This is a genomic window from Streptomyces sp. NP-1717 (assembly GCF_022695985.1).
Taxonomy (GTDB): domain Bacteria; phylum Actinomycetota; class Actinomycetes; order Streptomycetales; family Streptomycetaceae; genus Streptomyces.
This window is the reverse complement of record NZ_JAAPBF010000023.1, coordinates 1-11,750: the sequence shown is the minus strand read 5'-3', so window position 1 is coordinate 11,750 and position 11,750 is coordinate 1. Positions and strand designations below refer to the sequence as shown.

Here is an 11,750-nt window from a genome sequence, read left to right as displayed (position 1 = left end):
GCGGACGAATCCGCGAACTCCCCCTCCCCCCGATCCCCCCACGGCCGACCCGTGTTCACCGCCGACTTCTCGTCGCGGGACCAGTGGGTGGCCGGCCGTTCCTGGGCGTATCCCGGGGGTGGCCCGACGAACCCGGGCGACGACAAACTGGACCATCTCACGGCGGACCCCGACTACAGCCGATCCGGTGTCTTCCGCGCGACGCGCATGCCCCAGGGCACCTGGAAGACAGGGCTGTTGACCACCGAGGGCAGCGCCGACGGCTTCATGGTCCGCTCGGGCGACATCCTTCAGGCCCGGGTCCGTCTCCCCCGTGAGCAGGGGGCGTGGCCGGCGATCTGGACCTGGCTCGACGGCGGCAACGAGATCGACGTGTTCGAGTACCACCCGGACAACCCGGATCTGCTGGAGCTGTCGAACCATGTGCACGGCGGCCGGCACTACTACCGCGACCCGGCCATCCGCCCCGGCGCCCGGGTGGACTTCGAGGTCCACCTCGGTGCCCGCTCGGTCGTCTGGCACATCAACGGCGCCCGCGCCTTCGAGGACCGCACCGGCGTGGGCAGCGACTGGCGGGCCCATCTCATCGTCAATCTCTCGGTCTGCGCGGGCCGCTACCACCCGCCCCCGGAACCGGCGGCCACGGAGATGTCCTACGAGGTGACCGGGCTCCGCGTCCACCGTCCCTGACACGGGCGAGGGCCGGCGTGACGCCGCGCGGCGGCCAAGGTCCCCTCGACCGCTCAGCCGGCCCGCTCGGGTGTGCCGGGCACGGCCCCGTTCACCTCGACCCAGCGGCGGCGATGCTCAGCGGCCAGGTCGCCGGCCCGCTCCACGACCGCCGACGGGAGCCCGCGCAGGCTCACTTGACCGAGCGCGGCCCGCATGCCCGCCACGAAACGGCGTCCCGTCGCGGTGAAGGCGTGACTGTCCGTCAACTGGTCCACGCCGGTGCGGACCGCCTCGCGCCAGCGCGCCAACTCCAACTCCGCCAGGTGCGCTTCGCCGGGCCGGCCCGCCGTACGCAGGCACCGGTTCCAGTACTGGGCGACGCCGAGGAAGGCGTACGTGCCCTGGAGGAGCCCGAAGAGGGGCCGGGGGTCACCGCGCCAGGGCGCGTAGTAGCGCGGAGCCTGGTCGTCCACCGCGAAGAAGTCGAAGAGATGGAGGAGCGCGCTCAGTTTGTTGTGCTGTGTCTCATGGGTGAACGTCAGCGCCACCGACGCGGCGGACGACGGCGACGAGAGCGCCAGGCAGCCGAACGCCTCCGCCGAGCTGCAACTCGCCCCGGCCGGGCCGGGCGACCGGAGGGGGATCAGCGTGCGCAGTCCGCCCCCGACCTCGGCGGCCGTCTCCGGGTGCTCGGAGCCCAGCAGCCGAAGCCCCTGGCCGATCGTCGTCCGCCAGTGCGCGTACTGACGGCCCGTCAGCCGGGGGGCGCGCTGCGCCGAGGGGAAGGCGTACGGGTCGAGGTCGTCCAGCAGCAGCGGTTCCCCGCGGCCCATGACCGCCGCCCGGCGCACCGCGAGCCAGCCGTCGCCGTCCTCCCAGTGCCGTGCCGGGACGTTCACGCGCCGCCCGTCCGTCTCGACCGCGGCGCCCGGGCCGCAGTGCACGAGGGCCGTCCCACCGTCCGGGGCGCCGGGAAACCGGGCGAGTCCGATGGAGGGCAGCAGCACCCCCTCGCCGTGGACGGGCAGTGCCACCGTCCCGGTCAGCCCGGTCCGTACCGCCGCCGCGGCGGACAGCGCGGTCAGCGGGGTGAGCGGGGTGAGCGGGGCCGGCGACCCGCCGTCGTACGGTCCGTCGAGCGCGCGCAGACAGTGCAGCAGGCCCAGGCCCGTCGAGGGATAGCAGAGGAGTTCGCGCACCACGCCGGGTGAGAGGTGCCGGGCGGCGCTCAGCACCGACCACGCCCGGCGCGCGTCGGCGCCCGGTGCCCCGCCCCACTCCTCGGCCCGGGCCACCACGGCGCGCAGGAGTACGAGCCGTCTGCTGTGTTCGGAACCGGCGAATACCGCGACCGCCTCGGCACCGCCGCCGCCTGCGGCGATCCGGTCGAACAGTGCTCCCCCCACGCGGTATGGGGAAAGGGTCACGCCGCCTTCGTGCAGCACTGTGCGTCTCCCCGTGACGATCATCCGGCCCCCGCACGCCAAGGATTCTTGCCCTGCGGTTCGGCAGTCAAGGGCGCGAATTGGCCTGGGGGCGTGAAGGGGAGATGCGAACGTGCCTCGATCATTTCCCGCAACGCCCTGGTAGCGGTTCTGACGGTCCGTTACCATGCCGATCCGGCACTTCTTCGTCTCGGTGACGCATTCCCATGAATTCCGTCGGACGGTGAGGGTGATCCACAATGACCGACCACGGCGATGCGCACGGCGATCCGCACGACGACCTGGAATCTCTGATGGTGGATCTGTCGGAGCTGTCTTTCGAGGAAATCGAGCATTTGCCCGGCGACGTACTCGCCTACGCCCTGCGCAGGGTGCGGGAGTCCGCCGATCGTCCTGATTTCCTGCTCAACACGGACACGCCCGACGACAAAACCGCGGACCGGGGCGCCCCGATTCCGCCACGTTCCTTTTCTCAACTCATATACTGAGCGCGCTCGCGCGAGGGATTCCGCGGCCAGAAGTGGAGCGACGATGTTCGAGGCCGATGTCGACATCCGCGGACCGCGGGTGGCCATGTTCTGTTCCACGGCGGAGAATATCGGGCAGACGTCGACCCTGCTCAGTGTCGCCGTGACGCTCGCCGCCTCCGGACGGCGGGTGCTCGTGCTCGACGCCCGGCGGGCGGGAGTACGGGCCGCCGACATGCTGCGCCGGCTGCTTCCGCCCGGCGCGGAGCCCGACGACGCGGGCGCCGCGTCCGGTTCCGTATCCGTCCCGTCGGTGGACGCGGAGACGCCGCGTGCCCTGCCTCCCGAGCGCCGGTGGCGGATCGCGCCCGGGGCCGACAGCCCCGTCCTGAGTCTGGTCACCCTCGACGAACTCGACGGTCTCAAGGCGCTGCCGGGCCGCGACGCGTTCCCCTTCGGCGAGTACGACCAGGTCCTCATCGACGCGCCGGTCTTCCGGACCGAGGACGAACTCACCCGGTGGGCCCATCTCCCGCACACCCTGGTCACCTGCTTCTCGCTCAACTCGTGGTCGATCCAGGCCGCGGCGGCGCTCGCCGCCGGTGTCCCCGACGCCGACGCCCGCCGGATCGACGTCGTCGGGGTGGGCCTCCAGGCGGACCCCCGGATGGAGGACCAACTGCGCCTGGCGCGCGACCGGGTGAGGGAGAGCTTCCAGCCGCTGTGGGGCGCGGGCCGGACCGGGTACGTGGAGATTCCGTACGACGCGACCTACCAGCGCTCCCTGGCGCTCACGTCGGGTCAGGGGGAAATCCCCGCCGACCGGCCCCTGGCGCCGAGTTTCACCCAGCTCGCGGACGCGCTCGCCGCCGGCCGGACCGGGGGCTCCCAGCAGGCCCTCGTGGTCCACGCGGCACACCATCTCGCCTGGGCCGAGTGGATCGAGGCGCAGCTCGCGGCGGCGGGTGCCGCGGTGACCCGGGTCAGATTCGCGGCCTACAACGGGCAGCGTCCGTCTCCCGGCGCCATGGTGCTGCTGCTCTCCCCGACGGGCCTGCGTCCCGAGCGCGGCGACCTCCTCGCGGACCTCTCGCACCCCAACGTGCGTCTGGTGCTGGTGGAGGAGGAGGCGCCGCCCCGCAGGCTCTCCCACCACCAGCAGATCGATCTGCGCCATCTGCCCGAGCCGGGGGCGGTCGAGACGCTGATGCGCGGTCTCAACATGACCGCCGCCCCACCGGTCCCCGGACCGCGCAGGCTCAACTTCCCCAACCGGCCGAGAAGGCAGAACATCGCGCCGCGCAACGCGGGCTTCGTCGGGCGTGACGAGACCCTCGACCGGCTGCGTACGGCGCTCACGACGGCCGGCCGCACGGGCGGCATCTGCCGGGTGACGGGGCGTCCGGGGGTCGGGAAGAGCGAGATCGCCCTGGAGTTCTGCCACCGCTTCAGCGGCGGTTACGACGTGGTGTGGTGGCTGCGGGCCGTCACACCGAAGGAGCTGGACCGGGGCCTCACGGGCCTGGTGCGCGCCTTCGGCCTCGACGGGGCCGGTGATGTCGTCGAGACGGTGCGGGAGTTACGGCGGTCGGCCGCGAGCCGTGACGAACGGTGGCTGCTGGTCTGCGACGACATCGCGACCGCCGCTGAACTGGAGAAGATCGGGGGGCTGTTGCCGCGGCCGTCGGAGCACTGCCACGTGCTGGCGACCGTCCGGGGCACCGACAGCGCCGCCGACTCCGGCGCGGTGGTGGTCGAGCCGTTCACCGCCGAGGAGAGCGAATTGCTGCTCGCGGTGATGGTCCCCAACCTGCCCGCTGCCGGCGCCCGCCGGATCGGCCAGACGGTCGGCCTGCTGCCGCTGAGCGTGTATCTGGCCGCCGCGTGGCTGGGCGTGGAGACGGCGCGCGGCGTCGACTCGGACAACCTCATGCGTACGGAGGCGATCCGGCGCGCGGTGGACCGGTTCACCGAGCTGTTCCACAGGCATCAGCGACGGCTGCTGCGTGACATGCCGAACGTACCGCTGCCGCGGGTCCTGCTGGAGGTCGCGTTCGCCTCGCTGGAGGAGACCGCGGCGGCCCATGTGTGGGCGCGGGTCGCGGGCGGCAGCGACCCGCTGGTCTGGCTGGCCGAGGTGTGCGCCCTGCTGGCCGGCGCGGGGGTGGACCTGCCGCTGCTGCGGTCGCCCCAGACGCAGGCGGCCGTGGTCCGCCGGCGCCGTGAACCTCCGTCACCGGGAGACGCGCCGATGTCCGGTCCGGCTCCGGAGCCGGGCGACGGCGCCCATCTCGACGAGCCGCTGATGATCGACGTCGCGCTGTGGGCGCTGAACCGCTACGGACTGGTCGAGTTCGACTTCGCCCGCCCCGACGAACCGGTGCGGATGCACGGGGTCGTGCGGGAGCTGATCGTACGGCGCATGGGGTCGCGCCGGGCCGGGCGTGAGGCGGAGCTGCGCGAGGTCGTCGGCCGGTACGAGCCCGGCGCCGATGTCGCCGGACGCCGGGAGGGTCCGCGGGCCAAGGAGTACATGGACCGCCGGGCACGCCAGATCGAGGCGCTGAGACTGTGGGACGACGCCCGCCCCCATGTGCGCGGCCGGCTGCTGGGCCATCTGCACGACCTGGTGCGGTCGGGTGACAAGGTGTCGCTGGAAGAGGCCCTGCGGGTCGCGGAGTTCGCGGTCAACTCGTGGCAGGGCGGCCGGACCCCGGAGTATCTGCGGCTGCTCGCGCTGAAGTCCCAGGCGCACCGGCGGCTCGGCCAGTACGGCGACGCGGGGCGGCTGGCGCGCACGTCGCTCCACGGCTACCGCGCGCTCCTCGGTCCGAGCCACCCGCGCGCGCTCCAGACCAACAGGCTCTACTCGGCGGGTCTCAGGGCCGTGGGCAACTTCTCGGACGGGCTGGCCGAGGACGACAGCGCCGCGCAGGGCATGCAGGAACTGCTGGGGCCCCGGCACGAGGCGACCGCCCTGGTGGAACACACCCTCGCGCTCTCCCTCGCGTTGAACGGCGACTACCACAAGGCGCTGCGGCTGCTGCAGAACCTGCACAACCAGCGACGGGCGATCAGCGGCCCGGACAGTGCCCGCGTGGTGGAGCTGGTGCCGTTCCTGGCCGCCATGCACCGCAATCTCGGGCAGAACGCGGAGTCGTTCGACCTCCTGAAGAGGCTGATGCTGCGCCGCTCTTCGTCCGACGCGAACCCGCTCGGGGCGCCGATGCGGGTCGACGCCGAGAACGGGCTCGCGGTGAGCGAGCGCCGGCTCGGCCGCCCCGACGAGGCCAGGGAGCGAGACCTGCGGGTGCTGGAGCTGGCGCTCGAAAGGCTCGGGGAGCTGCATCTGGCCACGCTGCGCTGCCGGTTCAGTCTGGCGGTGGATCTCTGTGTGCTGGGTGAGTTCGACGAGGCGGTCGCCGAGACGGAGCGCTGTCTGACCCGTATCGAGAGCACCTTGGGCGCCGCCCATCCGTTCGCGCAGCTCTGCCGGGTACGGCTCGGGGTTCATCTGCGGTACGCGGGGCTGCACGCGGCCGCGCTGGAGACCGGTACGGCCGCGCAGTCGGCGCTCAGGGAGCGGATGGGCCCCGCTCATCCCTGGGTCATGGCGGCGGCCGTCGGGGTCGCCGGCGCGCTCTTCGAGACCGGCAGGCTGGACGAGGCGGCGGAGCTGGAGAAGTTCGCCCGTGACGGCTACGACAGGCTGGAGATGGCGCGGCACCCGTTCCGGGCCGTCGCGGCGGACAACCTGGCCATCACCGAGGCGAAGCTGCGGGGCGGGCCGCACACCCCGGAGATGGCGCGGCGGCGCGGGGACATCGACATGGAACTGCCCGGCGTGTGACATCGGCGGGCGGCGGCCCGGGGAGGGGAACGGAGTGGACATGACGGAACAGGCCGGCCTCGAGGAATCGGCGCGGACCCGTACCGAGTTGCTGAAGGCGGACCACTGGACCGACGACGCCTACGGCGAGTTCGCCCGGCGGTGTCTGGCCTCGGCCCGGAAGACGCCCTTGTTCCGGGGGATCGCGCACTTCAGCAACAACATCGTGGATTTCGCGGTCCGGCCCGCAGGCGTGGCCCCGTTCCCGGCGGCCGGTGGTCTGCCGTGGGACGAGGAGGTCGAGACCGAGGGCCGGCCCGGTCGCCAACTGCTGCGCTGCGTTGCGGACTTCAGCACGACACTGGACCGGCTGGACACGGGCTATCTGATGCGGGTACTGGCCGTCACCCCCGGCGGGGCGATGCACTACGGGCGGCTCAAGCGCGGCCAGCACCTGGTGTCCGTCACCCTGGCGGACGACGGGGTGGACGCGCTGGACTGGGCGATGAACGAGACGGTCGCGGACATCCGGGAGGAGGTACTGCATCAGCCGGACGAACACATGGGCGGCGACAAGAACCGTCCGCTGCGGGCCCTCGACGGCCCCCAGGACATCAACTTCGAGGCCGACCGGACGGCGGACCAGGCTCTGATGTCCGTACTGCGGCGCGACTGGCGGTCGCTGGTCAACCGGCACGACCTCCAGTACGCCGCGTACTACCGCGACTGGGCGCTGGTGTGCGCGGGCGACGCTCTCGGTGACCGGCTGGTCAGTCCCCATCTGGTGGGAGTCGTGGCCGCGGCCAAACGCGCGATGTACCACGACATCGCGTTCCGGCTGCGTCCGACCGTGGCGAGTCTGGCCGAGCCGTTGCAGTCGATCGGCCTGTCGGGGCTCACCCGGCTGGTTCTGGACGTGCAGGAGGGCGCCGTGTACATCCACTGGCTGGACGGGGGCGAGGGGGACTTCGTCCTCGGCGTCACGATCGACCAGTTCGAGGTGACCAACGCCGAGACCCGGCTGCGCGCGCTGATCAGGGGGATCGCGGCAGCCGGCTCCTGACGGCGGCGCGCGTCGAGCGCAGCACGTCGCCCGCCAGCGCGGAGAGCAGTGCCCCCGGGTCGCTGTCGTACGGCACGGCCGGCTCCTCCCACGAGCCCGTACGGAACGGGCCGCCGGGCCCTTCACCGGGCGACCCCGTGGTACTCAGCGGGGGCAGCACCTCGATGGAGATCTCGAAGCTGCGGCAGATCACGAAGAGGCTCTGCTGCTGTTCGCGGTCGATGGGCCCGCCCTCGGCGCCGCCGACGGTTCGCCACCAGTCGGCGAGGGACCGCTGGAACGCCCTGACGAGGTTGCGCGCATGGGCGGCGGTGCCGAGGAGTTCCATCCGCCGGGCGCTGAAGTCCATACGGTGCGGGCGGCCGCCGGGGGCGGCCATGCCGGTGCCGTCGACTCCGAGGTCGGGGGGCGGTTCGCCGCTGCCGTCGAGCAGCCGGTCCACTCCGGCGAACGCGGCGGTGAAGTAGGGCTGGACGGTGTCGGGCAGCGGGAGTTCGGGGGTCCGGTCCGTGCGGACCGCGCTCGCGTGCTGGTGCCGGGCGATGCCGACCTCGACGCTGTCGAGCCGCCGCATGATGTCGGACTGCTGGGCGGTGATGGTGTCGAGCCGGTCGCGTACCCGTTCGAGCTGGGCGTCACGGCTGCTGGTACGGAGCCGGTCGGCGAGCTTGGCGACGCCGAGGGTGAGGTCACGGGCGAACCGCCGCTCCCCCACGGCCAGGGGGACGGTGTCCGTCACGGCCGTGACGCGGTCGCGCATGGTGCGTGACACCTGTCCGTTCACGACGATGAGCACCTCGCAGTGGGTGGACCGGAAGACGTCGCGCACGGTGTCGGTGACGCGCCGGATGGCCTCGACGTCGTCGTCGCCGAGGACGGAGCCCACCGGCACGATGGCGATCCACGAGGTGTCGGCGACCCGTACCCAGTAGGGGGCGTGACCGTGGCTGCCGACGACGGACTCGTTCAGGCCCTCCGGCCCGGCCGCGCGGCCCCACTGCTCCTCGGTGAGCGCCTTGTCGAGGAGGCTGTAGACCTCCTCCGTGGAGCGCGTCTCGTAGTCGGCGCGCACCGCGCGGTGGACGGTCCGCCTGTCGATGGGCGCCGGCTCGCCGCGTGGCCCGAGCGCCGTGTTCCAGGCGCTCTCACAGATGCGCAGCGCTCTGCGGGGGACGCCGTCGGAGATGACGGCCACCTCGCCCACGGCGGGGCGGGTGAAGGGCGCGAAGGGTGTCTCCGGGGCCGGCGCGTCCGCGCGCGGCGCCGGGCCGCTCACATAGGCGCTGATGAGCTCCTCGGTCCGCCGCGCGTTCCAGTTGTTCAGCCAGAAGGGAGACACCCGCTCGTGGAGCGACGGCGGGAGCTTGCCCCAGGAGTCCGGCTGGATGCAGAAGACGAGCAGACCGCCTTCGTTGACATAGCAGTTGACCAGCATCTCGAAGGCGTTGATGAAGAGCATGCGCTCTTTGCGCCGCCAGCTGTACACCTTCTCGAAGTCGTCCAGGACGAGTACGTACGGTTTCTTGACCTGCCCGTAGACGAAGCTGAAGACGGCGAGGGCGTCGAACGTCATCTGGATGCCGTCGATCGCGCCGGTGATCCCCCGGTCGCGCAGCGACTGCGCGGGCCGCTCCCCGGAGAGCCAGTCCCAGACGTCGCTGTTGAAGGGCCGGCGCAGCAGCAGGGCCAGCGCGGTGGCGAAGGCGCGGTGGTCGGTCACTCCCTTGAGGTGTTCCCGCAGCCGCCGCTGGATCAGCTCCTGGTCCAGGTCGTACGTCTGGGCGATCTTCTGCGGGTCGATCCGGCGTTCGCGCAGACCCCGTACGTAGTCGCGCTCCTGGTCTCCCTGGAGGAGACCCGACTCGTCCCGGTCCAGTAAGTCCGCCACGACGTCGGAGTGGTAGTCGGTCACCGCGCGTTCGAGTTCGGCGCGGGCGTTGAAGTCGTCCCGCGGGTGCATGATCCGGTTGCGGTAGACCGACCCCATGTCCGTGAAAGGCTGCCCGATCACCCAGATCGGCTGAGAACTGCCCCTCTCGCGGACCGTGCTGATGAGTTTCTCGGCGATATGACTCTTACCCAATCCGTAGCCGCCGACCAGGGCCATGACGCGGCCTCGCACACGACCGTTCTCCGCCGACTCGAAATAATCGCCGAGATGTTCCCGCAAATCCGGCCAGGGTCCACCCGGGATGTGAATCCGCGCCCTCGGGGAGTCGTTACCGACGGTGGTGGTGTCGTCGAAGCCTTCCAGCTGGACGCTGGTGCTGCCCCGAAATGGATTGATTCTGCCGGGATTGCTGTCGATCTGACTCACTGCGGTGCTCCTCCCTGGTGAGACGTTCAGTACTGGCGTTGGACATCGGGCCGCTTCAACTCGTCGAAGTATCGGCGTACGACTTCCGCGTCGATCAGGTCGCTGTATTCCCTTCGAGCCATTTGGGCGATCTCGTAGAGATGTGCCTGCATGTCCCCGATGGTATTGATCGGTATTGACGGCACCGTGTCGATGACGTCGTCCGTGAGGGACACCACCGGAGCCGGTATGCCGTCCACGGCCAGCCGGTGCCGGATGTAGGTGGTCCAGTCCTCTTTGACCAGCGCGCCCATCTCCAGATGGGTCACCGCCTCCGGCCTCTCGCCCAACGCGGCGTGCAGCAGCGGGGCGAAATCGATCTGCGACACCTCCAGAAACACCACGAGACCGCGCGTCGCGATCTCGCGGCACTCATTTATGAATCTTATGGACAATTCGGTGTGTGCCCAGGGAACATGCGGCACGACGATCAACGCGCAGCGGTTGACGTTTATCAGGATTCTTCTGAGCCGGTGATATCCACTGTAGGGCTTGGACGGATCCACGGTAAGTACTGACTCACGCTCCGCCCGGTCCCACTCCGGAAGACCCCTCAGGGTTTCGAGGACGCGCTCCAGGATCTGCGCGTCGATGGGTTCGAACAACTCACCGTTGCCGTCGATGCGGGCCCGCCCGAAGGAGGGGCCCTTTTGGTTCCGGTACCCTTCGAGGCCCACGACGAAGGAGCTGGCGGGTCGTTTTCTTTCGCTCCATTTTTCGACGACCATCGGATCCTCGCCCACCGGCCCGTGGCGAGTAGTCACGCATTCCTGAAGACGGACGGCCAGATCGTGCACACAGTGATGGATCAGACTTGTCTTGCCCGTTTTCGGGGCACCACTGACGATGACCAGATGGCCGGGGCTGAATTCGATGTCCATGAGATCCCAGGGGCTCGGCCCGTGCACCCGGAATTTCTCCAGCAACTGCGGCACGTGGTCCACCGGCGCCCACAGGTCGGAATGCCCCTCGAACATCCAGGGTGCGATCGGCGCGTACCTCTGCCACGGTCCGGGCCTCCCGGTGGGGGTACCGAACAGATTGCAGGGCAGCGAACTGGTCGTCATGGTCGGGTCAGGCCCCCGTGGTCGGGCCGCCACGCGGCTGGTTTTCCGGCGTCAGGGGCGACGTACGCGGCGACGTCCGGGACGACGAGGAGCGGACGCGGCGCAGGTACCGGCGGACGTGCCAGACCACGGCCCACGAGGTCAGTTCGCGTGCTCCGGCCACCGTCGTGCTCAACTCCGCCCTCACGCGCCGGATCTCGGCATCCCGCTCGTCCGCACGCCACGGCCGCGCACCGCCCGCCGCCGTGGAGTCCACGGCTTCGATCGGGTCCGGCAGCGGGAGAGCCCGTCCCAGGTCGTCGGCCGCGCTCCCCCGCGCGCCCGTCAGAGCGAGCCCGCGCAGCGCGGCCGCCAACGCGGCGCGTGCGGCGGCCACTTCACCGTGCGGGCTGAGGGTGTTCTCCCGCCAGGCGGTGAGATACAGCTCCGCCTCGTAGGAGAACGTGCCGGTCGCACCGGTCAGTGCCGTGATCCGCTCCCTGCGGCGCGAGGTGCCGCGCTCGACGAACTGGACGAACAGCGTGAACACCACGCCCACCGCGGCCAGCAGCACCGAATCGCGGACACCGCCGCCGCCTTCGTCCTTCGCCGGAGCAGGCGCGTCGGGCCTCGCGGCCATCACGGCCTCGCAGACCCGCCCGAAGTCCTTCGGATGGCCGTCGTACCACTGCTCGACGGTCAGTTCCCGCGTACGGTTCGGGCCCGCGAGGAGACGGGCCGGGTCCCCGGTGACGGGCTTCGCCACGTCCAACTGCACCGCCGCGCGCACGATGTCGGGCCCCCGGCCGGGGTCGAGACAGTAGACCGCCCGCGCGTCGTCCTCCTTCTGGTCCGCGAAGGCCACGGACGGG

Annotated in this window: 8 protein-coding genes; 4 read left to right on the top strand and 4 right to left on the bottom strand. The window is 71.0% G+C overall.

Annotation, left to right across the window (positions count from 1 at the left end; all coding sequences use genetic code 11):
* Positions 1 to 51 precede the first annotated feature (51 nt).
* On the top strand, positions 52 to 690 hold the full coding sequence (locus GXP76_RS07665; RefSeq protein WP_308354104.1) for a beta-glucanase: 639 nt from the start codon (positions 52 to 54) through the stop codon (positions 688 to 690).
* Between the two features lie 53 nt (positions 691 to 743).
* Here GXP76_RS07665 and GXP76_RS35820 read toward each other — a convergent pair whose 3' ends face one another.
* Positions 744 to 2,099: an HEXXH motif domain-containing protein gene (locus GXP76_RS35820; RefSeq protein WP_242570670.1), complete on the bottom strand. Its 1,356-nt coding sequence runs from the start codon at positions 2,097 to 2,099 to the stop codon at positions 744 to 746.
* A gap of 257 nt (positions 2,100 to 2,356) precedes the next feature.
* On the opposite strand from GXP76_RS35820, the gene GXP76_RS07655 reads away from it, so the two are divergent.
* The 3 genes from GXP76_RS07655 to GXP76_RS07645 are packed head-to-tail and all read left to right on the top strand — an operon-like array spanning position 2,357 to position 7,476.
* Complete coding sequence (locus tag GXP76_RS07655) at positions 2,357 to 2,605, top strand: hypothetical protein (RefSeq protein WP_242570669.1); 249 nt, start codon at positions 2,357 to 2,359, stop codon at positions 2,603 to 2,605.
* 43 nt (positions 2,606 to 2,648) lie between these two features.
* A complete protein-coding gene (fxsT, locus tag GXP76_RS07650) occupies positions 2,649 to 6,434 on the top strand; it encodes an FxSxx-COOH system tetratricopeptide repeat protein (protein WP_242570668.1) in 3,786 nt (1,261 codons plus the stop codon).
* A 40-nt stretch (positions 6,435 to 6,474) separates the two neighbouring features.
* Positions 6,475 to 7,476, top strand: a complete 1,002-nt coding sequence (locus GXP76_RS07645) for a hypothetical protein (protein WP_242570667.1) — start codon at positions 6,475 to 6,477, stop codon at positions 7,474 to 7,476.
* Here the strand turns inward: GXP76_RS07645 and GXP76_RS07640 are convergent.
* The 3 genes from GXP76_RS07640 to GXP76_RS07630 all read right to left on the bottom strand — a co-directional run.
* Positions 7,448 to 9,793, bottom strand: a complete 2,346-nt coding sequence (locus tag GXP76_RS07640) for a hypothetical protein (RefSeq protein ID WP_242570666.1) — start codon at positions 9,791 to 9,793, stop codon at positions 7,448 to 7,450. The two genes, GXP76_RS07645 and GXP76_RS07640, sit on opposite strands and share 29 nt — an antisense overlap.
* 26 nt (positions 9,794 to 9,819) lie before the next feature.
* On the bottom strand, positions 9,820 to 10,809 hold the full coding sequence (locus GXP76_RS07635) for an ATP-binding protein (protein WP_242570665.1): 990 nt from the start codon (positions 10,807 to 10,809) through the stop codon (positions 9,820 to 9,822).
* A 97-nt stretch (positions 10,810 to 10,906) separates the two neighbouring features.
* Positions 10,907 to 11,750, bottom strand: an 844-nt coding sequence (locus tag GXP76_RS07630) for a hypothetical protein (protein ID WP_242570664.1), incomplete at its 5' end; no start/stop codon positions are given.

Excerpts from the sequence above, each read along its gene's own strand:
- GXP76_RS07635 (WP_242570665.1), bottom strand. The coding sequence starts at position 10,809 with ATGTTCGAGGGGCATTCCGACCTGTGGGCGCCGGTGGACCACGTGCCG.
- GXP76_RS07655 (WP_242570669.1), top strand. The coding sequence starts at position 2,357 with ATGACCGACCACGGCGATGCGCACGGCGATCCGCACGACGACCTGGAA.
- GXP76_RS07645 (WP_242570667.1), top strand. The coding sequence starts at position 6,475 with ATGACGGAACAGGCCGGCCTCGAGGAATCGGCGCGGACCCGTACCGAG.
- fxsT (WP_242570668.1), top strand. The coding sequence starts at position 2,649 with ATGTTCGAGGCCGATGTCGACATCCGCGGACCGCGGGTGGCCATGTTC.